The sequence below is a fragment of the Neorhizobium lilium genome, from assembly GCF_004053875.1.
Taxonomy (GTDB): Bacteria; Pseudomonadota; Alphaproteobacteria; order Rhizobiales; family Rhizobiaceae; genus Neorhizobium; species Neorhizobium lilii.
Genome location: NZ_SBIP01000002.1, coordinates 1,217,412 through 1,243,675 on the forward strand (window position 1 = coordinate 1,217,412; position 26,264 = coordinate 1,243,675).

Genomic DNA, 26,264 nt, shown 5'->3' on the forward strand with positions numbered 1-26,264 from the left:
GCATTGTCATATCGCCATGGTTGAAGCATGCTGCGTATCCGCCATGTCGGCGGGTCTATAGCCGGGGGCGGCGGACGAAGGGGAAAACGGATGAGTTCTCTACTGGCGCTTTTCATCGGTGCGGTTGCCGGCCTGCGGGCCATGACCGCGCCGGCCGTGGTGGCCTGGGCTGCGCAATTCGGCTGGCTGAACCTTTCCGGCACCTGGCTCGCCTTCCTGGGCAGCAGTTGGGCCGTCCTGATCCTGACCCTGCTCGCCGGCGTGGAATTCGTGACGGACCAGTTACCGGCAACGCCGAGCCGCAAAGTGCCGCAGCAATTTGCAGCCCGCATCCTCACCGGCGGCTTGAGCGGTGCAGCGCTCGGAATGCCCTATGGCTATTGGCTGGCGGGGCTTGTCTCCGGCGTGATCGGCGCGGTCATCGGAACGCTGGGCGGGGCCACCGCGCGCGCCAAGCTCGCCGCAAAATTCGGCCGCGACGCGCCGGCAGCCTTCATCGAGGACGCCGTTGCCGTCATTGCCGCCATCGTCGTCGTCGCTCTGCTTCCCGGAGCCCCCGTTCGATGAGATCCTTCGACGCCATCATCATCGGAGCCGGTCAGGCGGGGCCATCACTCGCCGGTCGCTTCAACGATGCCGGCAAGACTGTCGCCATCATCGAGCGCAAATATGTCGGCGGCACCTGCGTCAATACCGGCTGCAAGCCCACCAAGACGCTGGTGGCAAGCGCCTATGCGGCACATCTCGCACGGCGCGCCGCAGATTACGGCGTGGTGCTGCGGGGCGAGGTCGGGATCGACATGCCGGCCGTGATGCGCCGCGCCTATCAGTTGACGCTCGACAGCCGCCACAGCAATGAGGACTGGCTGGAGGGCATGGAGCATTGCACGTTGATCCGCGGCCATGCGCGGCTGGAAAGCCGCAACACGGTACGCGTCGGCGACGAAATCCTGACGGCGCCGCAGATCTTCCTGAACGTCGGTGCGCGCGCGACCATTCCCGATTTTCCAGGCGTTCACGACGTGCCCTTCATGACCAATAGCGATATCGTCGTGCTGGACCGGGTGCCGAAACATCTGGTTGTCATTGGCGGCAACTACATCGGCCTGGAATTCGCTCAGATGTATCGCCGCTTCGGCGCCGAGGTAACCGTGGTGGAAAAAGGGCCGCGCCTGGTTGGCCGGGAAGACGAGGATGTTTCGCAGGCGGTGCGGGAGATCCTTGAAGCCGAAGGCATCCATGTTCGCACCGGCGCCGAGTGCATCCGCTTTGCCAAACATCCCGACGGCGTGGCGGTTGGAGTCGATTGTACCGAAGGCGAGCCCGAAGTGATCGGCTCGGACGTGCTGCTGGCCGTTGGCCGCACGCCCAATACCCATGATCTCGGGTTGGACGCTGTCGGGGTAACGACGGATGCGCGCGGCTATATCAACGTCGGTGAGGACCTTTCCACCGATGTCCAAGGCATTTGGGCGCTGGGCGACTGCAACGGCCGGGGCGCGTTCACCCACACCGCCTATAACGACTTCGAGATCGTCGCGGCCAATCTGTTCGATGGCGACAGCCGGAAAGTTTCGGACCGGCTGCTGGGCTATGCCCTCTACATCGATCCGCCGCTGGGCCGGGTCGGCATGAGCGAGACGGAAGCGCGCAAGACCGGCCGCAAGATCCTCGTCGGCCAACGCCCCATGACCCGCGTCGGCCGCGCGGTGGAAAAAGGCGAAACGCAGGGCTTCATGAAGATCGTCGCCGACGCCGACAGCAAGGAGATTCTGGGCGCGGCCATTCTGGGAACCGGCGGCGACGAATCCATCCATGGCGTGCTGGACATGATGAATGCCGGCGCGAACTACGAAATGCTGCGCTGGGCAGTGCCCGTGCATCCGACCGTTTCGGAACTGTGGCCGACTGTCATCCTGTCCATGAAGCCCGCCTGATTTTATCAGGATCGGAATCACGGATTTCGTAAGAAGCTGTGAAAGCTTTTGGCACTAGAACAGGAGCGGCCCTGTTCGTGATGGAAGCTTATGTGCGGTTTTGCTGGCTTTGTAGGTGACGGATTTGGCAACGAGGCAGCCGCGGCACTGCTGTCTGCCATGGGGTCCGCCATCTCCCATCGCGGACCCGACGGTAACGGCCAGCTGGTGATGGCAGGTGCTGGCTTGGCGCATGTCAGGCTCTCGATCGTCGGTCTTGCCGACGGCCAGCAGCCGATGACGGAGCCAAGCGCCCGCTTCACCATCATCTTCAACGGCGAAATCTTCAACTATGTCGAGCTGCGCCGCGATCTTGAGGCGCGGGGCGTGGTTTTCCGCACCGGCTCCGATACGGAAGTCCTGCTGCAGCTTTACGTCAGTTTCGGCGAGCAATGCCTGTCGCGCCTCAACGGCGATTTCGCCTTCGCCATTTGGGATGCGCGCGAGCGGCGGCTCGTCCTCGCCCGCGACCGCATGGGGGTGCGCCCGCTGTTTTATACGCAGCACAGGGGCGGTCTCTACTTCGCCTCCGAAGTGAAGGCGCTGCTGCAAGTGCCAGGCATCGAGGCGGCACTCGACCCGTTCGCGCTCGACCAGATCTTCACGCTCTGGGCGCCGATCGCGCCCCGCACCGCCTTCAAGGGCATATCCGAGCTCGAGCCGGGCCAGATTCTAATTGCCGAAAATGGCGGCATGACGCTTCGTTCCTACTGGAGCTTGGATTATCCGGACCAGGGCGAACACCCGCAGCGTCATCCGGCCGAGGTGGAAGAGGAACTGCGCGCTCTTTTGACGGATGCGACGCGGCTGCGCATGCGTGCCGATGTTCCGGTCGGCGCCTATCTGTCGGGCGGGTTGGATTCGTCGCTGATCACCGCGCTGGCGGCTCCGATGGCAATGGATCGGCTCAACACCTTTTCCGTAACCTTCGACGATGCCGAACACGACGAGAGCACATTCCAGCAGGCGGTCGTCGAGGCTCTTGGCACCCGCCATCATTCGGTGGCCTGCGGCACCGGCGATATCGCAGCCGACTTCCCAGATGTCGTGAGGTTTACGGAACGGCCTATCCTGCGCACCGCCCCGGCGCCCCTCTATTCTCTTGCCCGACTGGTGCGGCAGTCCGGCTTGAAGGTCGTGCTGACCGGCGAAGGCGCGGACGAAGTGTTTGCCGGCTACGACATCTTTCGCGAGGCGCGGGTGCGCCGCTTTTGCGCCCGCCAGCCCCGATCGAAAATCCGGCCGCATCTGTTCCGCAAGCTCTATCCCTATCTGCCGGGCCTCAAGCAGCAGTCGCCGGAATATCTGGCCGCCTTCTTCGGCACCTCGAAGGATATCGCCGATGATCCGCTTTTCTCGCACCGCCCGCGTTTCCGCTCCACTTCGGCAGCAAAGATCTTCTATTCGGACCAGTTGCGTACTGAGCTCCGCGGCTATGATGCCGCGGAAGACCTCGCCTCGCGCCTGCCCGCAGATTTCCGCCGCTGGCATGCGCTGAACCAGGCCCAATATCTTGAAGCCCGCTTTTTGCTGCCGGGCTATATCCTGTCGAGCCAGGGTGATCGCATGGCCATGGCGCATGGTGTCGAAGGGCGCTTTCCCTTCCTTGATCACCGGCTGGTGGAGTTCGCCAACAAGCTGCCACCCGAGATGAAGCTGAGAGGGCTGGAGGAAAAATACATCCTACGGCGCGTCGCCCAAGGCATTCTGCCCGCGACCGTCGTCAACCGACCGAAACAGCCATACCGGGCGCCGGATTCGAGATCCTTCTTCGGCGCGTCAGAGCCCTCGTATCTGGGCGAAACGCTCGGAGCCGCAGCCGTGGCGAAGGGCGGTCTGTTCAATCCCATGGCCGTCTCGCGACTGCTTCAGAAATGCCGTGCTCAGCCGGTTTCCGGTTTCCGCGACAACGCGGCCTTCGTCGGAATTCTCTCGACGCAGCTATGGCTGCGTACCTTCCTCTAACGGAATTGTAATGGTCTTCTCCCTTGTAAAGAAAAGGGGAAGGAGTAGTGTCACGCCATCGCCAGCGAGTGGGTACGGGAAGCGGCGACCGGGAGCGATGAATGCTTTCGCCCCTTTGGGGAGGCTGAAAAGATGAACCATGCCGGCATGACGACGACTGCGCTGGAACCGAGCGATCTCGCCTTTCTCCAGCGTTTCTACAAAGACATGTGCGCCGAGCGGGGCGTTCCCGGCGATACATCCGCTGCCACCGAGCTTGCTGCTCATATCATCGAACTTTACCAGCAAGGCGTGCGAAGCGAGCAAGATCTCCAGTCGAAACTGACGGCCGTCTTCCACAACAACTAAAACTGAACCTCCTGCCAGCCGACGCATAGGGCTGGCAGCCAATTGCCTATTCGCTACCGCTTTGCCAGCAGATCCCGCTCGTCGCGCATCAGGAATATCCGCGTGATCTCGTCGAGATGCAGCTCGAGCCACTGTGACATGGCGACTTCCTCCGCCAATATCCTTTCCAGCTCCGCTTTCATCTCCTCCTCGCCGAGTTCGTCAGCGGCGGCAATCAGCACCTTATATGTGGCAATCTCCGTGTGCTCGAAGGCATAGGTGGCGACCGTACTCTTGATCACCTCGTCGCTGGTCAACATCCCGCCCACCCCTTGCGCGGTTGCGGCAAGCTTGGCCGCCATGCCCTTCAATGTCGAAGCGCCGCCCGAAAACCTGTCGAGAAGCACTTTGAGCGTTTCCGCATGGGCGCGAGTCTCTTCAAGATGCGACAGAATCTTTGCCTTCAGGTCAGGATAGTTCTCGATGCGCCGAGCCTGCGCCGTCAGCATGGTGATTGCCTGCTCCTCCATGGAATGCGCATTGCGAAGCCAGGCGATGAAGTTGTCTCTCGCATGTGTCATGCTTTTCCTCCTCCTGGTTACCAGGGCTGTTGCGGATCAACCCCGGCGGGGCAGCCGAGGTTCCGGACCGGGGAACATTTGACCATTGGCCGGGTTAGAGCCGGATATTCGATGAACGAGGCCGACGATATGACGAACCGCAGCAATGGCAAGGTCTTGGTGGTCGCCCTGGTCATTGTACTGGCAATCGGCGCTCTGGGCTACTTCGTCGGGATGATGCCGGCGACCGCTCCGAGCAATCCGCCGGACCGGGCAGGTACGGAAACAAGATTGCCGGCCGGGCCGGCAGATCCGAGAACCCAGGCACCCACAAGCTCGGTCGATCCGTCGAAACCATAAAAGGACAAGACGATGGTGCAAAGGCGTACCTCCGCGGCGGCAAGCCGCAGGCACCAAGACTTGACCTGTCGACGGAAGATCGGCTACTGAGGCCGCCGCCGTGGCTGGCCTTCGAGAAAAGGGCGACCAGACACATGAATACCGGCGATAAACATTGATGAGGTAAGTATGGCTTTCCCAACCAATCTGCATCCACACCCGCACAGGGTCGAGATCTGCAGACAGGAAGCGCAAGTCAATCCGGGATTATGGAAGCTCATCGTCGCGGCAGCGGCGATTCTGCTTCTTCTTGTCGGCGCGATGGAAGTCTTCAAGGAACCCGAGAAGGGCTTGGCTTTCCAGACGCCCGCGGGACACCTGAACCATCCATCTTCGCTGTAGAAGCATTCTGTTCCAACTGCTGGAACAAAAATTTGAAGCCGTACGTTCATCTGCGCCAACAGGACAGGGGTAGTAGGTGGACGTGACGAGTTTTTCCAGTCGGACTTCATTCCAGAGCCGGGACGTGATCCTGAAGCCAGGCAAGAATGTGTGGCGTTCGGCCCGTGCGGACCGGATGGCCTTTCTCATCGACGGCGAAGACTATTTCCTTCGCCTTGAGGACGTTCTGCATCAGGCCCGGCGATCGATCTTCATCGTCGGATGGGATTTCAATCCTGACATCCGCCTCAAGCCTCGCGAGCCCGATAGCCCGAAGCTCGGCGACCTCCTGCGCAAATGCGTCGAGGACAACCCCGAACTCGAACTGCGTATCCTCGTCTGGGGCATGGGGCCGATCTATTCCGGCAAGAGCTTCAGGATGTTCGGCAAGATGGAATGGAGCGATCATCCGCGCATCCATCTGCGCTTCGACTTCCGCCATCCGCTCCGCGCCAGCCATCACCAGAAGATCGTGGTCATCGACGATCAGACAGCGTTTCTGGGCGGCATAGACCTCACCGCCCGCCGCTGGGACGATCGTAGTCATTCGATAGATAACCCCGTGCGCGTTTCTCCCGACGGAACCCCTTACGGCCCTGTGCATGACATGCAGACGCTGGCGACAGGCCCTATTGCCGGGCTGATCGGCGGCGTGGCCCGCAGGCGTTGGAGCAAGGCAACCGGCGAGGACGTGCCTGCCACCGCTGTCGACAAACCTGCTCCATGGCCGGCCGACCTGCAGCCATCCCTTGTCGATTGCAATACAGGACTTGCCCTGACGGAACCTTGGAAATGGAAAGGACGGCGCGGCCATCGGGAAGCGATCCGTCTGACGCATGACGCCTTGAAGTCGGCCAGGCGCCATCTGTACATCGAAACGCAGTACCTCGCCTCCTTCGGGATCGGCAGGACGCTGGCCAAGCAGTTGCGGCTCTCCGACGGACCGGAGATCGTCGTGATCGTGACCTGCGAATCCCACGGCTTTCTGGAACGGGTGACCATGGGCGGCAATCGCAACCGGCTGATCCGCAGGCTGCGGCGCGCCGACCGGCATGGAAGGCTGCGCGTCTTTTTTGCCGTTACCCCGGACGGCAAGGGCGGCGAACGGGAAATCATCGTCCATTCGAAGCTGATCATCGCCGATGACCGCTTCGTCCGCGTCGGATCGTCCAACCTGAACAACCGGTCGGAGGGCCTGGACACCGAGTGCGATATCGCAGTCGAGTCGAACGACCCTGTTGCGCGCGCGTCCATCGTGTCGCTCCGCAACCAGTTGATTGCGGAACATCTCGATGCCGATCCGGCCGAAGTGGCTCGCATTATCGAGGAAACCGGCTCGATGATCGCGGCCGTGGACCGGCTCAACACCCGTCCGCGTGGCTTGAGGCAGTTCGACATCGATCCGCACAAGGGCGAGACGGGCTCCCTGATCGGCACCGGTCTGGTAGACCCGAAGCAGCCCTTCTGGCCAATCCCGGAGATCGGCTCCTGGGTCAGGAAAATGGCCGGCCGCTTGTCAGCGGGCCGTCTGTCCTGACAGCCTGACGCCCCTGCCGGCGATAATAGGCCTCCGCGACCAGCAGAGTCGGGAGGCCTATGCTGAGGGGTACGAAGAAATAAAGACAACGAAACGCCACCAGCGCCCCGATCGCGGCTGTGCCCGGAATAATGCCGAGAATGGTGGCTTCAAGCACGCCAAGCCCGCCCGGAACATGGCTGATCAGCGAAACCATGTTGGCTGTGACATAGGCCGTTGCGACTTCGAGATATCCGGCATCGGTGAAGGCGGCAAGCAGCTGGTGAATGCAGGCGGCGACGCAGGCGAAGTTCAAGCCGCCGACCAGGATTTGCCCAAGAGCGAGCGGCAGCGTCGGCATGTCGAAGTTCCACGAGCGTATGCGGAGCGGCCGCCGGACCGTCACGCAGAGCACGAGATAGATGGCGGGAATGGAGAGGCAGGCGAATGCGAGGAGAGCCCTTGCCGTCTGATCCAGACCGAGCAGATCCTCCGGCCTGCGCATATCGAGCAGAAACGCCAGCCCCGCAAGCGTCGCCAGCCCCAGGCCAACGGTGACGCCGCAGAACAGGATGACCTTGCCCACATGTTCCGGCGTCAGGCCCCAGCGCGAATAGAAACGATAGCGCACCGCGCCGCTGCTGAGCGCCGCCATGCCGACATTATGGCCGATGGAAAGGCTGGTGAAGGAGGCGAGCGCCGTCCTGTAATAAGGCAACGGCTTGCCGGCATAGCGCACTGCCAGCGTGTCGAACAGCGTCAGGCAGATATAGGACAGGATGACGAAGCCGAAAGCGCCCGCCAGACGGTAGCGCGAAATCGACAGCACCGATTCCTCGATTTCGTCCCAGCTGTACCGGCTAAGGCTGCGGTAGACGAGAAGAGCCGCAAGGCAGACGGCCGCAATGATCAGGATTTTCAGTATGCTCCGCCAGTTCGTCATCGTCTCTCCGCACCTCTTCTGCTGGAAATGGGAACGAAACCGGGCGGAACGTGTTCCCCGCGAATGAACGATCTGACACCCGTCGGCAGCCTCTCCCCTCGCCGTTTGAAAATCCTGACCTACAATGTCCATAGCTGCATCGGCACCGACCGGAAGCTCGATCCTGCCCGCATTGCCGACGTTATAGCCGCCCTGGAGCCGGATGTTATCGGCCTGCAGGAGCTGGATGTCGGCCGTAACCGCACGGGCGGCACGGACCAGGCGCATGAGATCGCAACGCTGCTGCGCATGGAATATCACTTCCACGCCGCACTCAATCTGGCGGAAGAACGCTATGGCGATGCCATCCTGACGACGCTTCCGGCCAAAATGATCAAGGCCGATGTGCTACCCTCGTTCGGAGAACAACGTGGCGCGCTGGCGGTCGAACTCTCCGTGGGGGACCGTTCCGTGCAGATCGTCAATACGCATCTCGGCTTGAGAAGCAGGGATCGGCGCGCCCAGATGGCAGCGCTGCTGGGAGAGGATTGGCTTTCCCAGCCCGCATGGAGCTGCAAGCCGCGTATCCTGATCGGCGACCTCAACTCGACGCCGCTGACGCGAACATACAAGAGCCTGGCCGCCGTCTATCGTGATGCGCATGCGGCGGGCCATCCGCGGCCAAGAGCGACATTTCCATCGCGCTTTCCGCTCCTGCGCCTCGACCACGTCTTCATCTCGCCGGATGTGAAGGCAGTCGACGCACAGGTCGTCTCGACGCCGCTTGCAAGGCTGGCTTCCGACCATCTGCCGCTTCTGGTGACCGTGGAGGTTTAGGTCTAGTGAAGCATGCGCCCGAGCTTCCTCGCCTCCCGCAACAGCCGGACGGCTTCCTGGTCTGTGGTCGATTCCGAACCCGCATAGGCGGCATCGGCTTCTGAACGGCTGTCGGGCGATGACAGGCAGATAATGTCATCGACTTCGCTACCGAGCGTGTCCATCACCTCGCCCCGCGTAAACGGCATGGCGAGCCGGATGGATGCCACCTGCATATGGCGAAGCGCCTGGATGGCTGATTGAAGCGAGGCGGCTGGGGCTCTCCCGTCATCGACAAGGATAACGTCCCGCCCCTTGTGATCGTGGTCCTCTGGATTGTCCTCGCCGAAATACATCCGGTGACGCCGCTCGATTTCCGCAAGCTGGTGATGCCGTTCCGCATCGATATAGCCGGGTGGCGGCCGATAGCGCCGCGCTGCGCTCTCATCGACAATCGTATGCGGTTCAGGTCCGTCGATGACCATGCCGATGGAGTGATGCGGATCGCCGGGCGCCGCAATCTCCTGGATGATCAGGAAATCGAGCGGAAGCCCGAGCCTCTGCGCCATCTCGAAGGCGAAGGGCAAGCCGTCATTCGACAAGGCGACGAGGACGGGATTGGTAAGGTGGCCGCCTTCCACCGCCTCGGCAAGCTGGCGGGCGGTTTCGCTTCGGTTGTGATCTTCGCGGGATCTGTCGATCATGGTTTCCTCCCTGGAAATCCGTCCTTTGCAGAACCCTCCCCGGTTCTGCACGATACTTTTTCCATAGGGGCTCAACCGCTGGTCGAGGCGATTGTTCCCCGACGACTGTCAACGGCGGGCAAGTGCCACCAGATAGCGCGACGGCCCGTCGGACGGATTGAAGAAGACGCAGTCGGATGGCGCTCCGAGCATGAGGCAGTCTCCTTCCTTCAGGAGATGAAGCGCCGCTCCTTCCCGAAATTCGAGCGTGCCGGCAAGGACCCAGATCTGCTGATGCTGGAAGGCGAAAGCCGAGGCCGGATAGGGAACCCGCACACCCGGCGGCAACGTCACATCCACAAGCTCCAGCAGCGCGTTGCGGGGCGAGATGGCGCGCCTCGTATAGCCGGTTTCCGGGTCAGTCCAGACCGGCTGCTCCTGCTTCGACACCAGACGTTCCTGTTCGCGCTCGGCCAGCGCAAGCAGCGCGGACAGCGGCAGCCCGAAAGCACCGGACAGCCGGCGAGCACCGTCGCGGTGGGACTGGCTTCGCCCCTTTCGATCTTGCTGATCATCGCCTTGGAGACGCTGGAGCGTTCCGCAAGATCCGCCAGCGACCAGCCGCGGTTTTCGCGGTCGAGCTTTACCCTTGCCGCAATGGCATGAACCGGGTCGATCTGCGCTTTTTCCAACTTGTCGGGTTTCCGATGCTCGTCTTCTATAATGGACTAAAGCATCCTATAAAAGACGGCGACAGGCAAGGATCTTGACGCATGCCGCTGATCACGCCTCTCGTGTCGGAATACGGCCTTCCAGAAAGCGGAAGGCGGCCACGAGAACGGCTGTCAGACAGAGATAGATCAGCGCCAGCAGCAGCAGCGGTTCGTAGGTCAGGTAGGTATCCTGCCGCACTTTCGAGATCACCGCATAGACGTCGATCACGGTGATTGTTGCCACCAGCGGCGTCGCCTTGAGCTGCAGCACGGTTTCTCCGGCAAGCGTCGGCAGCGCTCGGTGAAGCGCCCGCGGCAGCCAGATGCGGCGAAAGGCGGTGAAGCGCCTCATGCCGAAGGCGCGTGCCGCCTCCAGCTCGCCACGCGGCACACCGGCAAAGGCGCCGCGCATGACCTCCCCCTCATAGGCCGCAAAGGAAAACATCAGCGCCGTGAACCCATAGGGCCAGGCCTGGCGCAGGTAAGGCCAAAACACGGAGGAGCGCAGTTCCGGATATTGCGCGAAGATCGATCCGAGGCCGTAATAGAGAAGCCAGAGCTGCAGCAGAAGCGGCGTGCCGCGGATGACGGTGCAGAAAATGCGCGCCAGCCATGCCAGCGGACGCGGCCCCGTCACCTGCACCAGACCGATGGGTATGGCGAGGAGAAAACCGATCGATGCCGTAGAGAACAGCATGACCAGCGTCTGCCAGACGCCGTAGAGCAGCCGCGGCCCGTATTTGGGCAGCCAGTCCCAGCGCATGAACCAGATGGCGCAGAGTATGATTGCGGCAAATACCGCCATCAGCACCAGCCGGTGCGGCTCGAGCAGGCTGCGGGCCTTGGGCGCGACATAGAGGGGAAGGCCGGACAGTCCGTCGCTCATGGCATTACCCCATTCTCGGCATGCCGCGGCGGGCATGGCGTTCGATCAGCGCGATGATCACGCTGGAGGCAAGCGTCACGACAAGGTAAAGCACACCGGCCGCCAAATAGAAGGTCATATAGGCCTTGGTGGCGCCGGCCGCCTGACGCGTGACCAGCGTGAGTTCGCTGAACCCCACCACGGCCAGCAGCGCTGTGTCCTTGGTGGCGATCATCCAGAGATTGGCAAGGCCCGGGATGGCATAGGGCAGCATGGCCGGCAGGGTAACCCGCCGCAGCGCCAGAATCGGCCCCATGCCATAGGCACGCGCCGCCTCCACCTGTCCGGACGGGATGGCCTTGATCGCACCCCGCAGAACCTCTGTCGAATAGGCGCCCTGAACGACGCCGATCACGAATATGCCGGCGACGAGCCCGCTGATATCCACGGCGGGAAATCCGGCAAGCGCCATCAGCTGATTGATGATGTCGGTGCCCGCATAATATAGCAGCAGGATCAGCACCAGCTCGGGCACCGCGCGGATGACCGTCGTATAGACCTCCAGCAGGTCACGCAGGATCGGCCCGCCATAGAGCTTGCCGAAGGCCCCGCCGACCCCGATCGCCAGCCCGAGCAGATAGCCGCCGATGGCCAGCTGCAGGGAAGCGAAGAGACCGGCGAGAAGGACGCCACCCCAACCGGGCGGCGTCAGAGACAGGAGCTGAAAACCGGCAGGCATGCCGTACGGCTACCGATCAGCCGCCATAGACGTCGAAGTCGAAATACTTCTTGGAGAACTTGTCATAGGTTCCGTTGGCGCGGATGGCCTTGATTGCGGCATTGATCTTGGTCTTCAGGTCCGTCTCGCCCTTGCGCAGGCCGACACCGACGCCCGCGCCGAGGATCGCCACATCATCCTTCACATTGCCCTTGAGGTCGCAGCACTTGCCCGCGTCCGACTTGAGGAAGGCATCCAGCGCGATGGCATCCGCCTGGACGGCATCGAGACGGCCGGCAGCCAGATCCTGGTTTGCCTCGTCCTGCGTCTGGTATTCCTTGACCTCGGCGGCGCCGGGACCGAAATATTTGGCGACGTATTCCTGGTGCACGGTCGAGACCTGCACGCCGATCACCTTGCCCTTGAGACCTTCCGGCGTCGCGTCGAATTTTTCCGACTTCGGCCCGATAATGCCGGTCGGCGTGTTGTAGTATTTATCGGAGAAGTCGATCGTCTTCATCCGCTCTTCGGTAATCGACAGGGAGCCGATGATCATGTCGATCTTCTTGGACGTCAGGGCCGGAATGATGCCGTCCCAGGCGACCGGAGTGATCACGCATTTGAGCTTGGCTTCGGCGCAGATCGCGTCCATGAAATCCACCTCCCAGCCGACCCATTTGCCGTTCGCATCCGGCGAAGTGAAGGGCGGATAGGGTTCGGCGGCAAAGCCAACCTTGACTTCCTGGGCCTGGGCCGCGCCGAGAGCGGCGGCGCCAAGGGCTGCGGCGAGAGCCAGTGTCTTCACGATGCTTTTCATGATCTTCCCCTGTTTTATGGTTAGCTTTAGTGAATGGAGCTGATGAATTTCCGCAGCCGTTCGGATTTCGGTGCGCCGAAGATCGCATCCGGCGGTCCCTGTTCCTCGATGATACCGTTGTGCAGGAAGACGACATGGCTTGCTACTTCGCGGGCGAACTTCATCTCGTGGGTGACGAGGATCATCGTCCGTTTTTCCCGCGCCAGATCGCCGATCACCGCCAGAACCTCGCCCACCAGTTCCGGATCGAGCGCGGACGTGGGCTCGTCGAACAGCATGACCAGCGGCTGGATGGCGAGCGCCCGCGCGATGGCGGCGCGCTGCTGCTGGCCGCCGGACAGGAAGGCTGGATAGGCGTCTCGCTTCTCGTAGAGCCCGACGCGCCGTAATAGCGCCTCGGCGACGGCGATGGCTTTGTCTCTTGGTTGCTTCAGGACATGCACCGGCACTTCGATGACATTCTGAAGCACCGTCATGTGCTGCCACAGATTGAAGTTCTGGAAAACCATGCCGAGCTGCGAACGCAGCCGCTGAACCTGACGGCGGTTGGCGGGCATCAGCCCGCCATGCCGGTCCGTCTTCATTTCGATGGTTTCGCCGTGGATGGCGACCGAACCCGCGCTCGGCAGTTCCAGCATGTTGATGCAGCGCAGAAAGGTGGATTTTCCCGAGCCGCTGCCGCCGATAATGGCGACCACGTCGCCCTGACGCGCTGAGAGCGAGACGCCCTTCAGAACTTCCAGAGGGCCGAAACGTTTATGGAGATTGGATACCTCTATGGCTTGCGCCAATTCCGCCATGGACACCGTCACTGTCGGCCCTGGTGGAGCCGATCCGCACAATTGAACTGTTCCCCCAGCTTATCATTTATGGCTCGCGGCGCTGGACCCGCGGCTCTGTTGGAACCAAGTCTTGCACTTGTGCGACAATTGTTCAAGCGTATAATAACGCCAGATCTGCAAAAGGAACGGACTGAAAGCCCCTGGGGGAAACAAGGGTTCGGACCGGTTCAAGGGGGAAATTCATGAACGCCTACGGCTCTCAAGCCATGTCTGCGCCCTTGCTGCGCGTGTTGATGCGACAGCCGGGCCCAAGCCTCCAGGCAGCCGATCCGCGGACATGGCATTACGGCCCGAGCTTCGATGCGGAAAAGGCGATTGCGCAGCACGCGGCCTTCACGGCTCTGGTCGAAAAATCCGGCGCCGAGATCCTGTGGATCGAAGACGAGGGCGATGGGCTGGCCGACAGCATGTTCACCCATGACCCCTCTCTGATGACGGATCACGGCGCGGTCCTGCTGCGCATGGGCAAGCCGCTGCGCTCCGCCGAACCCGATCTGCATGAAAAAGCCTATCTCGCTGCCGGCATTCCGGTTCTGGGGCGCATCACGGCGCCCGGCACGGTCGAAGGTGGCGATTGCGTGTGGGTGGACGACAAGACGCTTGCCGTCGGGCGCGGCGTGCGCACCAACCAGAGCGGTATCGAGCAGCTGGCGGAGATCCTTGCACCGATCGGCGTGACCGTGCTCGGCTATGATCTGCCGCTCTGGCAGGGCGTCGAAGCCTGCCTTCACCTGATGTCGGTCATCAGCCCGCTGGCCGATAGGCTTGCGCTCGTGCATGCGCCGCTGATGCCGGCTGCCTTCTATCTGATGCTGAAGGACAATGGCTACACGCTGATCCATGCGCCGGAATCCGAATTTGCGCAGAGCAACGGGTTGAACCTCAACGTTCTGCCGGTCAGCCCCGGCCACGTGATCATGGTCGACGGCTTTCCCCTGACCCGGGAGGCCATGGAGGCGAATGGCTGCACGGTCGAGACCTTCGAAGCCGATGCGCTGTGCATTGCCTGCGAGGGAGGGCCGACCTGCCTGACGCGGCCCGTCCTCCGGAGATGATGACCGTGGTCCGCCGCAGCTATACGCGGGCCTCCGAAGCCGAGCGGCGCGAGGACCTGATCCTGGCGACGCTCGACTGCATCGCCGAGTTCGGGATACAGGGCGCGACCGTGCGGCAGATCGCGACCCGCGCCGGCGTCACCGGCGGGCTGATCCGGCATTATTTCTCCGGTAAGGACCAGATGCTGCAGGAAGCCTATCGCAAGGTCATGACCGGCATGACCGAGATCGCAATCGAAGCTTCCGCGCATGGCGACACGGCCCGCGCCAGATTGCAGCACTTCATCGTTGCCAATGTCACGCCGCCGGTCACCGATCCGCGAACCCTTTCGCTCTGGGCGGCCTTCATCAGCCATATCCAGACCGATCAGAGCTTTGCAGCCATCCACCGCGAAAATTACCTCGCCTTCCTCGAAGCGATGGAAACCCTGCTGACCGGCTTCTTCCGGGAGGAGAAGCGGGAGGTGAGCAAGGCGCAGTGTCGCGGCTATGCCATCGCGCTCAACGCGTTGGTGGACGGTCTCTGGCTGGAAGGGACGCTCGCCGCCGACATGTTCGGCGAACGCGAGCTTGCCGACAACGCCCTGAGTTCCGTCGAAGCACTGCTTCGCCTCGAACCAGGCCATCTTTCCTCCGACGGCACGTCCGCCGGATGCCCAAAAGCATAAGACGCCCAAAACAATAAAAGGACTTGCCCATGCGTTATGCCTCGATCACCGACCGCCTCGCCCATCTCGGTTCCGGCCGCTGGGCCGTCCATCTGGCCGCGCGCCGCATGAAGGCGCAGGGTGAGGACATCATCGAGCTGACCATTGGCGAACCGGACGTGAAGCCGGATCAGGCGCTTCTGGACGAGGCCGCCCGCGCCATGTATGCGGGCCGCACCCGCTATTCCAACGGTCGTGGCGAGCCCTCCGTGCTGAAGGCGCTCACCGAGAAATATGCGAAACGCCGGCCGGGCGTGACCGAAAAGAACATTCTCTGCTTCCCCGGCACCCAGACCGCGCTCTACAGCGTCATGACCGGGCTTGTCGAAGCCGGCGACGGCGTGCTGGTGGGCGATCCTCTCTACGCGACCTACGAGGGCGTGATCGCCTCGACCGGCGCCCACACGATCCCGGTGCCGCTTCGTCCCGAGAAGAAATTCCACCTTCAGGCCGAGGATCTGGAGCGCGCGGTAACGCCAGAGGCGCGGGTCCTGCTCCTCAACACGCCGCACAATCCGACCGGCGCCGTGCTGACGGCGGCGGAGATTGCCGCGATCGGCACCATCTGCCGCAAGCACGATCTCTGGATCGTCTGCGACGAAGTCTACGAGCAGTTGATCTTCGAAGGCACGCCCTTCGCCTCGCCTTTCGACATGCCGGAACTTGCGGAACGCACCATCGTCGTCTCCTCCATCTCAAAATCGCATGCCGCACCGGGCTTCCGCTCCGGCTGGGCGGCGGGACCGGAAGAATTCTGCGAAAAGCTGCTGCCGGTCTCTGAAACCATGCTCTTCGGCGTCCAGCCCTTCATTGCCGACATGACGGCGCTCGCCCTGTCGCGGCACTTCGATACGGCAGACGTGATGCGGGAAAACTATCGCCGCCGCGCCGCGATCGTCGAACGGGCCTTTGCGGGAAGCAATCTGGTCAAGCCGATGGCGCCGGAAGGTGGCATGTTCATCCTGCTGGATGTCACCGCCACCGGGATCGGCGGCGAGGAATTTGCCTGGGAGCTCCTGCAGGAGGAAAAGGTGGCAGTCATGCCCGGCACCTCCTTCGGTGACCAGGCGGCGGGTTTCCTGCGCATATCGCTGACCGTGCCGGAAGATGTGCTGCAGACGGCCATGGCCCGCATCGCCGATCTGGCCGGCCGCATCGTGTCGCGCGAGGAGGCGCCGCTGCATGTCCGATAGGCTGAAGACGGTCGGCGAAACGCTGATAGACCTTCTGGAAGCGAACGGCGTCGATACCGTCTTCGGCATTCCCGGTGTGCATACCGTGGAACTCTATCGTGGCCTCGCCGCCTCCCGCATCCGCCACATCACCCCGCGCCACGAACAGGGGGCGGGCTTCATGGCTGACGGCTATGCCCGCGTCAGCGGCAAGCCGGGCGTCTGCCTGGTCATCACCGGGCCGGGCCTCACCAACATCATCACGCCCATGGCGCAGGCCTATCAGGACTCCGTGCCCATGCTGGTGATCTCCGGCGTCAACGCCCGCGCAACGCTTGGCCATGGGCGCGGCCGGCTGCACGAACTGCCGGACCAGCAGGCGATGATCGCAACACTCGCGCTGATGTCGCACACGCTGCACGATCCGAACGACCTTGCATCCGTAATGGAACGGGCCTTCGCTATCCTCCGTTCCGGACGCCCCGGGCCGGTGCATATCGAGATCCCGACCGATGTGATGGTGCTGACGATCGAGCTACCGCACCTCCACCGACCCGCAGTGTCGCGGCCGCGCGCCGATGCGACAGCGATGGCCGAGGCAGCATCGCTTTGTCTCGAGGCACGGCGTCCTGTCATCCTCGTGGGCGGCGGCGGCGTGGCTGCGGGTGCGGATATCCGGGCGCTGGCGGAACGGCTGGATGCCCCCCTGGTGACGACGACCAATGCCCGCGGCGCCTTCGCCCGGCATCCGCTTTCGGTGCCGGCAAGCCCAAGCCTGGTCGCAGTGCGCCGACTGCTTGCGGAAGCGGACCTCGTGCTCGCCTTCGGGACCCAGATGGGCCAGACCGACTACGACATGTATGCCACAAACGACTTCCCCGTTCTCGGCAACCTCATCCGCATCGATATTGATGCAACGCAGCTGGCACGCGGGCCGCAGGCGACCTTGTCTCTCCTCTCCTCGGCGGAAAATGCAGCCGCCGATCTTCTGGACGCCGTGAAGCCCGGCCAACCACGGCCAAGAAATGGCGCGCAGCGCGCAGAGGCAACCCGGAGCGAGGCGCTTGCCGAGATGACGCCGAAGATCCGCGTCGAGATCGGCATACTGGAGATCATTCGCGACACGCTTCCGGGCGTCATCATCGTGGGAGATTCCACCCAGGCCGTTTATGCCGGCAACCTCTATTACGAGGCCGGCCGCCCGAACGGCTGGTTCAATGCCGCAACCGGCTACGGCGCGCTCGGCTATGGCCCGCCGGCAGCCGTGGGCGCAGCCATCGCCGATCCGCAGGCACCCGTGGTCTGCCTGACAGGAGATGGCGGCCTGCAGTTCACCCTCGCGGAAATCGGTTCCGCCAGAGATGCCGGCGCGAATGTCATCTTCCTCGTCTGGAACAATGACGGCTATGGCGAGATCGAGACCTATATGGTGGAAAACGGCATAGAACCGGAAGGCGTGAAGCCCACCGCTCCCGACTTCCTGAAGATCGCCGAAGCCTACGGTCTGCCATCCAAGCGGCTGGCGCATGTGGACGAACTGCCCGCAGCGCTTACTGCGATGCGACGCGTGGACGGGCCGTCGCTGATCGAGATCCACCAACTGAACACGATCGGCGCGACGGCCTGAGCCTGAAGCGCGAGGCTATGCCTTGCCCTTGTCCGGATTGGTCTGCCCGCCGATCACGTCGGATGCCTTCTCGACATCATAGGGCATGGAATGCGTGCCGCCTGCGCCGCCGACATCGGCCACGCGGCCGCTTGGATCGGCCGACCCTTCCGTCTCCCAGACCTTGGCGGGTGCGTCGATATCCTCGGCAACCGGCTGTGCGTCTTGCTTGCGCGGAACCGCGGCGGTGCCTGAGCTTTCGGCAATATCGGGCTGATTGGTGATGGGTTTGTCGTCCATGATGGGCCTCCTGTGGTTCTTCGCGAACCACCGTCGGCCGTCATCGTTCCCGGACCGTCCGCGAGATGGTCGGGATCGGGATATCTTCCGGTGGCGGCTCGAAGCCGAACACGCTGCGGCCGCCCCAGTCGTGCGAACGCGAGAATTCGCCGGCGACGATCTCCTTGAGGTCTGGGCCGGTTACATATCGTTCGAGCTGCCGGGCTTGATCGTCCAGCCGCCTCAGGGCCTGCATCTCCTCATCGCGGCCGAGCCGCGCCTTGCCCACGGCCGATTTCATCACCCGGATCGTCTCGTCATAAACCTTGATCGGCACCGGAAACGGGTGCCTGTCCTTGCCGCCATGGGCAAGCGAGAAACGGGCGGGATCGGAAAAACGGCAGGGCGCGCCATGGACCACTTCGGCCACCATGGCGAGAGCGCTGACGGTGCGGGCGCCGACGCCCGGCGTCAGCAGCAGGTCCTCGAAATCCTTCGGGCCGCGGTCGATGGCGGCGGCAAGCGTTCCGTGCAACCGCTTCATGTTGACGTCTTCCTGCCGGACATCGTGATGCTCAGGCATGACCAGATGCGGCAGCATGCCCTGCGCCGGCTCTGGCCTCTTGCGGCCAGGATCAATAGCGATCATTTCGCGGATGATGCGGTCGGGGCCGAGCGAGGCGAGCAGATCGAGCTGGCCCTTTCGCGAGGCATCCGCCCGGTGGTCGGCGAGATTGACGATCTCGCCCTGCCCGCGGCCCTCGATCGCCGCATGGGGAGAGTCCACGAAACTGGTAATGCCTTCCGACAGCCAGTGATAGCGCCGCGCCTGTCGCCTGTCGCCGTTCATGCCCTGCTGCACCACCACCCAGCGGCCATCGTCGGTAACGATGAAACCGTGGAGGTAGAGATCGAAACCATCCTGCACGGCGGCGCTGTCCACCTTGGCGACCAGCCGGCTGGTGGTCGCAAGCGCCTGTCCGTCTATGCCGACGCGGTTGCCGATGGCCATCAGCTCGTCGGGCGTCGCCCTGGAATTGCGGCCGCGGCCGCCACAGACATGGATGCCAAGCTCGCCCGACATCGGGTTAAGCCCGCGCTTCAAGGCGCCGATGACGCTGGTGGTGATGCCCGACGAATGCCAGTCCATGCCCATGACCGCGCCGAAGGACTGGAACCAGAACGGGTGCGCCAGCCGCCGAAGGAGCTCGTCGCGGCCGTAATGGATGACGATTGCTTCGGTGATCACCGCCCCGAGCTTGGTCATGCGCTCGCCGAGCCACCGGGGAACCCGGCCGCCGTGGAGCGGGAGATCGGCACTGCCTGCGCGTTGAGCCATGCCTTGCTTATAGAACGGCGGCAGCGCTCACGACAGTGAAAAGTTCTGCAAACGTTCCTGTAGCTGCCCGATCGTCGCAACATCCGCATTGGCGAAGGCGAAACGCAGATAATCTTGGCAGGCATCGCCGAAATAGGCGCCCGGAATGCAGGTAATGCCCGCCTGCCTTGCAAGCTTTTCTGCCACGTCGGCCGAGCCTTTGCCCTGGAACGGGTGTCGCACGAAGGCGAAGTAGGCGCCGATAGCATCGAGCTTCCAGCCGTTAAGCCCGCGCATCACCTGCTGCAGCGCGTCGGCGCGGCGACCGATCTCCTGCCGGTTCTCCTCGCGCCAGCCGGCCAGCAGCGGCAGCGCTTTGGCAACGGCCGCCTGGGCTGCCCTCGGTGCGCAGATCTGCAGGTTGTCCATGATCTTGGCGATCTGGCTGACGGTCTCCGCGCCGGCCGTGATGGCGCCGAGCCGGTGGCCGGGAATGCAGAAGGATTTCGAGAAGCTGTAGAGGCTGATCAGATTGTTTTCCCAACCGTCGAGCCCGAAAAGGCCATGCGGCGCTTCGCCCGCTTCCGGCAGGAAGTCCCGATAGGTCTCGTCCAGGATCAGCCATATGCCCTTGGCGCGGCAGAGCTCGAAAATGGCGGCGAGCAGCGACGGCGGATAGATGGCGCCGGTCGGATTGTTGGGCGAGACAAGCGCAAGCGCCCGAACGCCCGGCACGATCGCCGCTTCGATATCCTCGATGTGAGGGAGAAAGCCCCGGCCGGCGTCGCAGCGCACGAAACCGGTCCTGATCCCCATCATGGAGAGCGTGGTCTCGTGGTTGAAATAGAAGGGCTCGGTCATCAGCACCGTGTCGCCCCCTCCCGCATTGGGACCGGCCACCGCCATGGCGGCGCAGACGAAAGCCTGGTTGCAGCCGGAGGTGATGTGAGTGTTATTGACCCCGATGGTGGCCCCGTAGACAGCGGAACAATGCAGCGCATAGGCCTGCCGCAGTTCCGCTTCTCCTTCTATCGGTCCATAGCCCGTATAGGCCGTGGATGAGGCAGCCTCGCCGAGCAGCCGCAGCATCTCCGGATGGGCAGGATAACCCGGCACCGCCTGCGAGAGGTCGATCAGCGGACCTTTCGATCTGTCATAGGCGCGGCCCCAGGCGGCAACCGATGGCACGGGCGGAGGCGCAAGCGTCTCGACGAGCGGATTGAAGCGGGTCATGGCATTCCGGGGAAGATTGTGGAGGAAGGGCGATTGATTTGCGCCTCATGTTCATCAGATTATCCGGCAACGCAAGGAGAACCCAAGCATGGCCGACGATAATCTGCCGGAAGACTCGAAGCTCACGCTGACCAAGCGAAAATGGGCGGACCAGGGCAAGTTCCTGACCGGCCGGATCGCCCGGCCCGACACGGACCGGCTGCCGCCCGGCCAGCATCTCGTGAAGAACTGGCCTGTCCTGGATCTGGGCCAGCAGCCGCGTGTCTCGCCGGCGCAGCGGAAGCTCGACGTGCGCGGCCTCGTCAACAACCCCATCACATTCGACTGGGCCAGTTTCCACGCCCTGCCGCAGAAGGAAATGCGCTCCGACATCCATTGCGTGACGACCTGGTCGCGCTACGACAATGACTGGAAGGGCGTCTCGACCCACGACCTGCTGGACGCGGTCGATCCCCGCCAAGAGGCGGTCGCCGTCATGCTGACCAGCTATGACGGCTACACGACCAACCTCCTCCTCTCGGATTTCGCGGTTCCCGATGCCATCGTCGTCACCCATTGGGACGGCAAGCCGCTGACGGAGGAGCATGGCGGACCGGTGCGTCTCGTTGTGCCGCATCTCTATTTCTGGAAGAGCGCCAAGTGGCTGCACCGGATCGAATTCCTGAGCCGGGACCAGGCCGGCTTCTGGGAAAAGAACGGCTACCATATGCGCGGCGACCCCTGGGCCGAGGAACGCTACTCGGACGATTGAATGAGAAAGGGCACCTGATCGCGACCAGGTGCCCTTTTCTCCGCTAGATCAGTTTTTCCAGCGTCAGCGGCAGGTCGCGAATGCGCTTGCCGGTAGCGTGGAAAACGGCGTTTGCAATTGCCGGTGCGACGCCGACGATCCCGACTTCGCCAACCCCCTTGCCGCCGAGCGCCGAGGCCTCGTAATCCGGGACGCCGACGGAGATGACCTGCAGATCGGGGATGTCGGCATTGGTCGGCACCAGATAGTCGCCAACATTGTTGTTGACGGTGCGGCCGTTGCGCCCATCCACATGGCCCTCTTCGAACAGCGCCTGGCCGATGCCCATGATGATGCCGCCGCGCCACTGGCTTTCGACCATTTTGGGGTTATAGAGCCGGCCGCAATCGAAGGCGGAGACCATGCGCGAAACCCGCACCGTGCCGAAATCCTCGTCCACCCGCACTTCGGCGAAATGGGCGCACCAGCTGTGCATGGAATAATCGCCCATGGTCGGCCCCTGGACCCGCGCCATGCTGCTCCACGCATTGTTCTGGTCGGTCAGGCCTTGCGCATCGTCCGGCAGCGTGTTGCGCGTCACTTCGATCTCCTCGCGGCCGAGGGCAGCCATGAGCTCGGCAAGGTCAAGTGAAAGTCCCTCGCCGCTCGGCACCGAGATGCGCCCTTCGCTGACGGTCAGCGTATTGGCGCCGGTGTCGCGGAAGGGCGACATCGGATCGTTCAGCGCAAGGCCTATCAATTCGTCGCGGGCCGCCGCAGCCGTCTTGTGGACCGCCCCGGTGATGGAGCCGGCCAGCATGGAACCACCCGCGATTGCCGAGCCCGGCAGGCGGGAATCGCCCAGCACCACGTCGATCTGCTCGACCGGGACGCCGAAGGCTTCCGATGCCGTCTGGGCAAGGATGGTGTAGGTCCCCTGCCCCATATCGATCGCACCGCTGACGACTTCGACGCGGCCATTGCCGAGAATGCGGATCATGGCGGCACTTGGCGCCCGCAGCACCGGGAACGTGCCGCAGCCTATGCCCCAGCCGATTAGCGTGCGGCCTTCGCGCATGGAACGCGGCGCATGGCTGCGCTTGCTCCAGCCGAAAGCGTCGGCGCCCTCGGTCAGCGCTTCGCGCAACCGTCGCGTCGACCATGGCTTGCCGGATTGGTAATCGTGATCGGCATAGTTTTTCAGCCGCAGTTCCAGCGGATCCATGCCGATCTTGTAGGCAAGTTCCTCGATGGCGCATTCGATGCCGAAGGCGCTGGGGTTCTTGCCCGGCCCACGCAAGGCGCCGGGCGAAACCACGTTGACCGGCACAACGCGAGATTGCGAGGAGAAGTTCTCCACCTTGTAGAGGATCGGCGTTGCGGCACCCGTCTGTTCGGGAACATCCGCATAGGTGGAGGTTTCGTTGAAGCCGCGATGGACGATCGCCTGCAGCACGCCGTCTTCTGTCGCACCGAGTGCGATGGTCTGCCGGGTCGCGGCACGGCCGCCATAGCTGGTGAAGTTCTGCGGACGCGTCAGGGCCAGCCGGACCGGCCGGCCGAGCTTGCGTGCCGCCGCGGCAGCCACTGCCCCATAGGCCAGCGCCACACCCTTGGAGCCGAAGCCGCCGCCGATGAAGGGTGACACGATCTGCACATTTTCGAGCGGAAGACCGAACCATTCGGCGTAATTGCGCTGCATGCCATGGGTCCACTGGCTGGGCTCCCAGACGGTCAGCCTGTCGCCATCCCATCTGGCGGTCAGCCCATGCGGTTCCATTGCGACGTGGTATTCGCGCGGCGTGCTGTATTCCGCCTCGATCCTGACCGGAGACGCAGCAAGCGCTGCTTCCGCATCGCCCCACCCTGCCGAAAGGTTCTCCATCAGCTTGCCCTTTCCGGCCGCGGGATCGTAGAGATCGGCGACGCGGGGAGCTTCGTCATAGGCGATCCGCAACAGCTTTGCCGCCTCGACGGCAAGTTCGCGGCTTTCGGCAACGACTGCGGCAATGCTCTGGCCGTTATAGCTCACCTCGCGGGGCAGCGGAAAGTAAGGCTGGTTTTCGGGCCGGTTGCCATACCAGTCGGAGGCGGTCATCAGACCCAGCTCGTCCTCGGGCGTCAGCACCAGCAGCACGCCCGGCGCTGCGAGTGCTGCCGACGTGTCGATGGAGGTAACGCGTCCGGCCGCAATCGTGCTCTGCACCAGCACCGCATGCGCGACGCCTTCCACCGGATATTCCAGCGCATAGGTAGCGGCGCCGGTGATCTTCATCCGGCCTTCGAAACGCGACAGCCGTCCGCCGACAAGGCCATCCGAGGCACTACCATGTTTGCGGGGTTCCATGATTGTCATGCCAGACCTCCAACAGTCAGGATGGCGCGGGTTATGACGCGCGGAGCAAGTTCGATCTTGTAGAGATTGTCGCTGTAGCTGACGGCGCCATCCATCGCGAGGCGCGCGGCCCAGGCGACGGTCTCCGCCTCCAGAGGCTTTCCGATCAAGGCCTGTTCTACGGAGCGGGCTCGCCAGGGCTTGGAGGCAACGCCGCCGAGCGCGACGCGGATATCCCGCACCGTCACACCATCCTCTTCGAATTCGAGGCCGACGGCAGCGCTTGCCGCAGCAAACTCATAGGACTGGCGGTCGCGGACCTTGAGATAGGTGGATTTCATCCCCGCCGCAGATGCCCGGATCTTCACGCCGAGGATCACCTCGCCCGGCCGCAGCACGGTTTCCTGTTCCGGCGCATCGCCATAGGGAAGGAAGAAATCCTCCACCGTCACCTGGCGCGCGCCGAGATCCACGACAGCATCGAAGGCCACCAGCGCAACGGCGAGATCGCCCGGATAGCTCGCAATGCACTTGTCGCTGACACCGAGCACCGCATGGTTGCGGGTGACGCCGCCGATCGCCGAACAGCCCGAACCGGGCACGCGCTTGTTGCAGGCAGGGAATGCTGCGGGATCGCGGAAATAGGCGCAGCGCGTCCGCTGCAGAAGATTGCCGCCAATGGTTGCCATGTTGCGCAACTGCGCCGAGGCGGCGAGCGACAGGGATTCCGAGATTGCCGGGAAAGCGGCCTGGACGCCGGGATGGTCGGCCACAGCACTCATGCGGGCAATCGCACCGATGGTGACGCCTTCCTCATCGACGGTGATGGCATCGAGGCCGGCGAGATGGCTGATATCGACCACCGTTTCCGGTTCGGTCACGCCGCATTTGGCAAGGTCGAGCAAGGTCGTGCCGCCGGCAAGAACAAACGCGCCCGGCTGAAGGATTGCCTGACGGGCATCCTCCAGCGAGGCTGCGCGGGAATAGGAAAAATCTCTCATCGGGCTGCCTCCGCCGCTTCACGCACCGCCGCAACGATGCTGTTATAGGCCCCGCACCGACAGAGATTGCCGGACATGTATTCGCGGATCTCATCGTCGGAGCCGGCATGGCCTTCGCGGATGCAGGCGACCGCCGACATGATCTGGCCCGGCGTGCAATAGCCGCACTGGAAGGCGTCATGCTCCAGAAAAGCCGCCTGCACCGGATGAAGCTCGCCCTCCGGCCCCGCGACGCCTTCGATCGTGGTGATCTGACGGCCCTCCACCTGGGCCGCGAGCGTAAGGCAGGAGAGGACCCGCTGGCCGTCCACATGACAGGTGCAGGCACCGCACTGGCCCTGGTCGCAGCCCTTCTTGGTGCCGGTCAGCGCGAGATGTTCACGCAGGGCATCCAGCAGGGTGACACGCGGCTCGACGTCGAGCTCGTGCCGCCTCCCATTGATGTCGAGAGAAAGATGAAGTGTTCGTGTCATGGATTGAGCTCCTGCCATCGTCACGCGACTTGAGATTATTTCGGTGTAGACCGGCTGGCCGACCGGCAGCCCCGCTCTAAGTGAACTGCAAGAAAGACCTGCCGCCATCTTTCGGCATGACATCCGGCCCCTTCCTGCATTAAGAAGTGTAAGGCACTCCAGATAAACGGAGGCGCCTCCGTTTAAACTAAGGATTGGCCGGCTTTCGTCAAGGCCATGCTGCGGAGTTTTTCATTTGTCCTCGGCCGAGACGACAACACCATGCCCTGCGCCCAACAAGCTCCGCGCGGACGCCCGCCGCAATCGCGACAAGCTTGTCGAGACGGCTGCTACTGTCTTTGCGGAAAAGGCAGGCGAGGCCGCGTTGGAGGACATCGCCCGTCAGGCAGGCGTCGGGATCGGTACGCTCTATCGGCATTTTCCGACGCGTGAGCATCTGGTGGAAGCCGTCTATCGGCGCGAACTCGAAGGGCTTGCCGCCGCCGCAGCCGACCTGTCGGCCAACCATCCGCCGGATGTGGCGCTGGAGGAATGGACCCGCCGCTTCGTCGGCTACATGGCGACCAAGCGCGGCATGGCAAACAGCCTGCGCATCCTGATGACGTCCAATTCCGCGCTGTTTGCGGAGGGCGCGGGCCTTGTGCGCGGCGCGCTGGACAGTCTGCTACAGAATGCTAGTTCTCAAGGCTTCGTGCGCAAGGACATAGAAACGACGGACCTGCTGCACGCCTTGTCGAGCATCTATTCCATCCCGGACTCGCCGGAATGGCGCCAGCGGGCGCATCGCCTGATCGGCCTGCTGATGGATGGGCTGCGTACCCAGCGCTAATCAGTCTCGCAACTATTGTTGACTTG

General features: G+C 63.1%; 27 protein-coding genes and 1 pseudogene. 14 read left to right on the plus strand and 14 right to left on the minus strand.

Annotated features, from left to right (window positions below; translation table 11 throughout):
* Positions 1 to 90 precede the first annotated feature (90 nt).
* The 4 genes from EPK99_RS12090 (at position 91) to EPK99_RS12105 (ending at position 4,289) form a co-directional block, all read left to right on the plus strand.
* Positions 91 to 567, plus strand: a complete 477-nt coding sequence (locus tag EPK99_RS12090) for a DUF4126 family protein (RefSeq protein ID WP_128443260.1) — start codon at positions 91 to 93, stop codon at positions 565 to 567.
* Entirely contained in the window at positions 564 to 1,937 is a 1,374-nt protein-coding gene (locus tag EPK99_RS12095; RefSeq protein WP_128443261.1) for an FAD-containing oxidoreductase, read from the plus strand. Before EPK99_RS12090 ends, EPK99_RS12095 begins: the two co-directional genes overlap by 4 nt.
* 90 nt (positions 1,938 to 2,027) lie before the next feature.
* The gene (asnB, locus tag EPK99_RS12100; RefSeq protein ID WP_128443262.1) at positions 2,028 to 3,941 is read left to right on the plus strand and encodes an asparagine synthase (glutamine-hydrolyzing); all 1,914 of its coding nucleotides are present in this window, start codon (positions 2,028 to 2,030) and stop codon (positions 3,939 to 3,941) included.
* A gap of 132 nt (positions 3,942 to 4,073) precedes the next feature.
* The gene (locus EPK99_RS12105; RefSeq protein ID WP_128443263.1) at positions 4,074 to 4,289 is read left to right on the plus strand and encodes a hypothetical protein; all 216 of its coding nucleotides are present in this window, start codon (positions 4,074 to 4,076) and stop codon (positions 4,287 to 4,289) included.
* A gap of 53 nt (positions 4,290 to 4,342) precedes the next feature.
* On the opposite strand, the gene EPK99_RS12110 is transcribed toward EPK99_RS12105, so the two are convergent.
* Positions 4,343 to 4,849 carry a ferritin-like domain-containing protein gene (locus EPK99_RS12110; protein WP_128443264.1) on the minus strand — a complete coding sequence of 169 codons (507 nt, stop codon included), beginning with the start codon at positions 4,847 to 4,849 and terminating at the stop codon, positions 4,343 to 4,345.
* Between the two features lie 111 nt (positions 4,850 to 4,960).
* Between EPK99_RS12110 and EPK99_RS12115 the strand changes: the two genes are divergently transcribed.
* From EPK99_RS12115 to EPK99_RS12125, 3 genes are all read left to right on the plus strand, one after another.
* On the plus strand, positions 4,961 to 5,188 hold the full coding sequence (locus EPK99_RS12115) for a hypothetical protein (protein WP_128443265.1): 228 nt from the start codon (positions 4,961 to 4,963) through the stop codon (positions 5,186 to 5,188).
* Between the two features lie 168 nt (positions 5,189 to 5,356).
* Positions 5,357 to 5,569 carry a hypothetical protein gene (locus EPK99_RS12120; protein WP_128443266.1) on the plus strand — a complete coding sequence of 71 codons (213 nt, stop codon included), beginning with the start codon at positions 5,357 to 5,359 and terminating at the stop codon, positions 5,567 to 5,569.
* Positions 5,570 to 5,693: 124 nt separating this feature from the next.
* Positions 5,694 to 7,145, plus strand: coding sequence for a phospholipase D-like domain-containing protein (locus EPK99_RS12125; RefSeq protein ID WP_245582394.1), 1,452 nt, complete (start codon positions 5,694 to 5,696; stop codon positions 7,143 to 7,145).
* Here EPK99_RS12125 and EPK99_RS12130 read toward each other — a convergent pair.
* On the minus strand, positions 7,102 to 8,067 hold the full coding sequence (locus EPK99_RS12130) for a putative bifunctional lysylphosphatidylglycerol flippase/synthetase (protein WP_128443267.1): 966 nt from the start codon (positions 8,065 to 8,067) through the stop codon (positions 7,102 to 7,104). The two genes, EPK99_RS12125 and EPK99_RS12130, sit on opposite strands and share 44 nt — an antisense overlap.
* 63 nt (positions 8,068 to 8,130) lie before the next feature.
* On the opposite strand from EPK99_RS12130, the gene EPK99_RS12135 reads away from it, so the two are divergent.
* Entirely contained in the window at positions 8,131 to 8,883 is a 753-nt protein-coding gene (locus EPK99_RS12135; protein WP_128443268.1) for an endonuclease/exonuclease/phosphatase family protein, read from the plus strand.
* 2 nt (positions 8,884 to 8,885) lie between these two features.
* Here the strand turns inward: EPK99_RS12135 and EPK99_RS12140 are convergent, their stop codons facing one another.
* From EPK99_RS12140 to EPK99_RS12165, 6 genes and pseudogenes are all read right to left on the minus strand, one after another.
* Positions 8,886 to 9,566 (minus strand): phosphoribosyltransferase, encoded by a 681-nt coding sequence (locus EPK99_RS12140; RefSeq protein ID WP_128443269.1) that lies wholly within the window; start codon positions 9,564 to 9,566, stop codon positions 8,886 to 8,888.
* A gap of 108 nt (positions 9,567 to 9,674) precedes the next feature.
* Positions 9,675 to 10,237 (minus strand): annotated as a pseudogene (locus EPK99_RS12145) (helix-turn-helix domain-containing protein).
* Positions 10,238 to 10,328: 91 nt separating this feature from the next.
* A complete protein-coding gene (locus EPK99_RS12150; RefSeq protein WP_128443270.1) occupies positions 10,329 to 11,144 on the minus strand; it encodes an ABC transporter permease subunit in 816 nt (271 codons plus the stop codon).
* Between the two features lie 4 nt (positions 11,145 to 11,148).
* Positions 11,149 to 11,862: an ABC transporter permease gene (locus EPK99_RS12155; RefSeq protein ID WP_128443271.1), complete on the minus strand. Its 714-nt coding sequence runs from the start codon at positions 11,860 to 11,862 to the stop codon at positions 11,149 to 11,151.
* Between the two features lie 16 nt (positions 11,863 to 11,878).
* Positions 11,879 to 12,658, minus strand: a complete 780-nt coding sequence (locus EPK99_RS12160; RefSeq protein ID WP_128443272.1) for a transporter substrate-binding domain-containing protein — start codon at positions 12,656 to 12,658, stop codon at positions 11,879 to 11,881.
* Positions 12,659 to 12,684: 26 nt separating this feature from the next.
* Entirely contained in the window at positions 12,685 to 13,458 is a 774-nt protein-coding gene (locus EPK99_RS12165; RefSeq protein WP_128443416.1) for an ABC transporter ATP-binding protein, read from the minus strand.
* A 224-nt stretch (positions 13,459 to 13,682) separates the two neighbouring features.
* On the opposite strand from EPK99_RS12165, the gene EPK99_RS12170 reads away from it, so the two are divergent.
* The 4 genes from EPK99_RS12170 to EPK99_RS12185 are packed head-to-tail and all read left to right on the plus strand — an operon-like array spanning position 13,683 to position 18,061.
* The gene (locus EPK99_RS12170; protein ID WP_128443273.1) at positions 13,683 to 14,555 is read left to right on the plus strand and encodes a dimethylarginine dimethylaminohydrolase family protein; all 873 of its coding nucleotides are present in this window, start codon (positions 13,683 to 13,685) and stop codon (positions 14,553 to 14,555) included.
* Between the two features lie 5 nt (positions 14,556 to 14,560).
* Positions 14,561 to 15,223 carry a TetR family transcriptional regulator C-terminal domain-containing protein gene (locus EPK99_RS12175; protein WP_128443417.1) on the plus strand — a complete coding sequence of 221 codons (663 nt, stop codon included), beginning with the start codon at positions 14,561 to 14,563 and terminating at the stop codon, positions 15,221 to 15,223.
* A gap of 29 nt (positions 15,224 to 15,252) precedes the next feature.
* Complete coding sequence (locus tag EPK99_RS12180; RefSeq protein ID WP_128443274.1) at positions 15,253 to 16,455, plus strand: pyridoxal phosphate-dependent aminotransferase; 1,203 nt, start codon at positions 15,253 to 15,255, stop codon at positions 16,453 to 16,455.
* Complete coding sequence (locus EPK99_RS12185; RefSeq protein WP_128443275.1) at positions 16,445 to 18,061, plus strand: 5-guanidino-2-oxopentanoate decarboxylase; 1,617 nt, start codon at positions 16,445 to 16,447, stop codon at positions 18,059 to 18,061. Before EPK99_RS12180 ends, EPK99_RS12185 begins: the two co-directional genes overlap by 11 nt.
* A gap of 15 nt (positions 18,062 to 18,076) precedes the next feature.
* Here EPK99_RS12185 and EPK99_RS12190 read toward each other — a convergent pair whose 3' ends face one another.
* From EPK99_RS12190 to EPK99_RS12200, 3 genes are read right to left on the minus strand one after another with little or no spacing between them, the layout of a single operon-like run.
* Positions 18,077 to 18,340, minus strand: coding sequence for a hypothetical protein (locus EPK99_RS12190; RefSeq protein ID WP_128443276.1), 264 nt, complete (start codon positions 18,338 to 18,340; stop codon positions 18,077 to 18,079).
* Between the two features lie 40 nt (positions 18,341 to 18,380).
* The gene (locus tag EPK99_RS12195; protein WP_128443277.1) at positions 18,381 to 19,658 is read right to left on the minus strand and encodes a DUF763 domain-containing protein; all 1,278 of its coding nucleotides are present in this window, start codon (positions 19,656 to 19,658) and stop codon (positions 18,381 to 18,383) included.
* 27 nt (positions 19,659 to 19,685) lie between these two features.
* On the minus strand, positions 19,686 to 20,870 hold the full coding sequence (locus EPK99_RS12200; protein WP_128443278.1) for an aminotransferase: 1,185 nt from the start codon (positions 20,868 to 20,870) through the stop codon (positions 19,686 to 19,688).
* Between the two features lie 88 nt (positions 20,871 to 20,958).
* Here EPK99_RS12200 and EPK99_RS12205 point away from each other — a divergent pair, with 88 nt between their 5' ends.
* Complete coding sequence (locus EPK99_RS12205) at positions 20,959 to 21,621, plus strand: sulfite oxidase-like oxidoreductase (protein ID WP_128443279.1); 663 nt, start codon at positions 20,959 to 20,961, stop codon at positions 21,619 to 21,621.
* A 43-nt stretch (positions 21,622 to 21,664) separates the two neighbouring features.
* On the opposite strand, the gene EPK99_RS12210 is transcribed toward EPK99_RS12205, so the two are convergent.
* The 3 genes from EPK99_RS12210 to EPK99_RS12220 are packed head-to-tail and all read right to left on the minus strand — an operon-like array spanning position 21,665 to position 25,409.
* Positions 21,665 to 23,956 carry a xanthine dehydrogenase family protein molybdopterin-binding subunit gene (locus EPK99_RS12210; protein WP_128443280.1) on the minus strand — a complete coding sequence of 764 codons (2,292 nt, stop codon included), beginning with the start codon at positions 23,954 to 23,956 and terminating at the stop codon, positions 21,665 to 21,667.
* Positions 23,953 to 24,936 (minus strand): FAD binding domain-containing protein, encoded by a 984-nt coding sequence (locus tag EPK99_RS12215; RefSeq protein WP_128443281.1) that lies wholly within the window; start codon positions 24,934 to 24,936, stop codon positions 23,953 to 23,955. Before EPK99_RS12215 ends, EPK99_RS12210 begins: the two co-directional genes overlap by 4 nt.
* Positions 24,933 to 25,409, minus strand: coding sequence for a (2Fe-2S)-binding protein (locus tag EPK99_RS12220; protein ID WP_128443282.1), 477 nt, complete (start codon positions 25,407 to 25,409; stop codon positions 24,933 to 24,935). The genes EPK99_RS12215 and EPK99_RS12220 overlap by 4 nt, the downstream gene beginning before the upstream one ends.
* A 235-nt stretch (positions 25,410 to 25,644) precedes the next feature.
* Between EPK99_RS12220 and EPK99_RS12225 the strand changes: the two genes are divergently transcribed.
* Complete coding sequence (locus tag EPK99_RS12225) at positions 25,645 to 26,238, plus strand: TetR/AcrR family transcriptional regulator (protein WP_128443283.1); 594 nt, start codon at positions 25,645 to 25,647, stop codon at positions 26,236 to 26,238.
* Positions 26,239 to 26,264: the final 26 nt, after the last annotated feature.

What these genes read in the sequence shown, in the direction of transcription:
- EPK99_RS12200 (WP_128443278.1), bottom strand. Translation starts at nt 20,870, where the DNA reads ATGACCCGCTTCAATCCGCTCGTCGAGACGCTTGCGCCTCCGCCCGTG.
- EPK99_RS12150 (WP_128443270.1), bottom strand. Translation starts at nt 11,144, where the DNA reads ATGAGCGACGGACTGTCCGGCCTTCCCCTCTATGTCGCGCCCAAGGCC.
- EPK99_RS12110 (WP_128443264.1), bottom strand. Translation starts at nt 4,849, where the DNA reads ATGACACATGCGAGAGACAACTTCATCGCCTGGCTTCGCAATGCGCAT.
- EPK99_RS12160 (WP_128443272.1), bottom strand. Translation starts at nt 12,658, where the DNA reads ATGAAAAGCATCGTGAAGACACTGGCTCTCGCCGCAGCCCTTGGCGCC.
- EPK99_RS12135 (WP_128443268.1), top strand. Translation starts at nt 8,131, where the DNA reads ATGAACGATCTGACACCCGTCGGCAGCCTCTCCCCTCGCCGTTTGAAA.
- EPK99_RS12165 (WP_128443416.1), bottom strand. Translation starts at nt 13,458, where the DNA reads ATGGCGGAATTGGCGCAAGCCATAGAGGTATCCAATCTCCATAAACGT.
- EPK99_RS12130 (WP_128443267.1), bottom strand. Translation starts at nt 8,067, where the DNA reads ATGACGAACTGGCGGAGCATACTGAAAATCCTGATCATTGCGGCCGTC.
- EPK99_RS12210 (WP_128443280.1), bottom strand. Translation starts at nt 23,956, where the DNA reads ATGACAATCATGGAACCCCGCAAACATGGTAGTGCCTCGGATGGCCTT.
- EPK99_RS12095 (WP_128443261.1), top strand. Translation starts at nt 564, where the DNA reads ATGAGATCCTTCGACGCCATCATCATCGGAGCCGGTCAGGCGGGGCCA.
- EPK99_RS12205 (WP_128443279.1), top strand. Translation starts at nt 20,959, where the DNA reads ATGGCCGACGATAATCTGCCGGAAGACTCGAAGCTCACGCTGACCAAG.
- EPK99_RS12105 (WP_128443263.1), top strand. Translation starts at nt 4,074, where the DNA reads ATGAACCATGCCGGCATGACGACGACTGCGCTGGAACCGAGCGATCTC.
- EPK99_RS12115 (WP_128443265.1), top strand. Translation starts at nt 4,961, where the DNA reads ATGAACGAGGCCGACGATATGACGAACCGCAGCAATGGCAAGGTCTTG.
- EPK99_RS12090 (WP_128443260.1), top strand. Translation starts at nt 91, where the DNA reads ATGAGTTCTCTACTGGCGCTTTTCATCGGTGCGGTTGCCGGCCTGCGG.
- EPK99_RS12190 (WP_128443276.1), bottom strand. Translation starts at nt 18,340, where the DNA reads ATGGACGACAAACCCATCACCAATCAGCCCGATATTGCCGAAAGCTCA.
- EPK99_RS12140 (WP_128443269.1), bottom strand. Translation starts at nt 9,566, where the DNA reads ATGATCGACAGATCCCGCGAAGATCACAACCGAAGCGAAACCGCCCGC.
- EPK99_RS12120 (WP_128443266.1), top strand. Translation starts at nt 5,357, where the DNA reads ATGGCTTTCCCAACCAATCTGCATCCACACCCGCACAGGGTCGAGATC.
- EPK99_RS12220 (WP_128443282.1), bottom strand. Translation starts at nt 25,409, where the DNA reads ATGACACGAACACTTCATCTTTCTCTCGACATCAATGGGAGGCGGCAC.
- EPK99_RS12155 (WP_128443271.1), bottom strand. Translation starts at nt 11,862, where the DNA reads ATGCCTGCCGGTTTTCAGCTCCTGTCTCTGACGCCGCCCGGTTGGGGT.
- EPK99_RS12170 (WP_128443273.1), top strand. Translation starts at nt 13,683, where the DNA reads ATGAACGCCTACGGCTCTCAAGCCATGTCTGCGCCCTTGCTGCGCGTG.
- EPK99_RS12195 (WP_128443277.1), bottom strand. Translation starts at nt 19,658, where the DNA reads ATGGCTCAACGCGCAGGCAGTGCCGATCTCCCGCTCCACGGCGGCCGG.
- EPK99_RS12185 (WP_128443275.1), top strand. Translation starts at nt 16,445, where the DNA reads ATGTCCGATAGGCTGAAGACGGTCGGCGAAACGCTGATAGACCTTCTG.
- EPK99_RS12215 (WP_128443281.1), bottom strand. Translation starts at nt 24,936, where the DNA reads ATGAGAGATTTTTCCTATTCCCGCGCAGCCTCGCTGGAGGATGCCCGT.
- EPK99_RS12180 (WP_128443274.1), top strand. Translation starts at nt 15,253, where the DNA reads ATGCGTTATGCCTCGATCACCGACCGCCTCGCCCATCTCGGTTCCGGC.
- asnB (WP_128443262.1), top strand. Translation starts at nt 2,028, where the DNA reads ATGTGCGGTTTTGCTGGCTTTGTAGGTGACGGATTTGGCAACGAGGCA.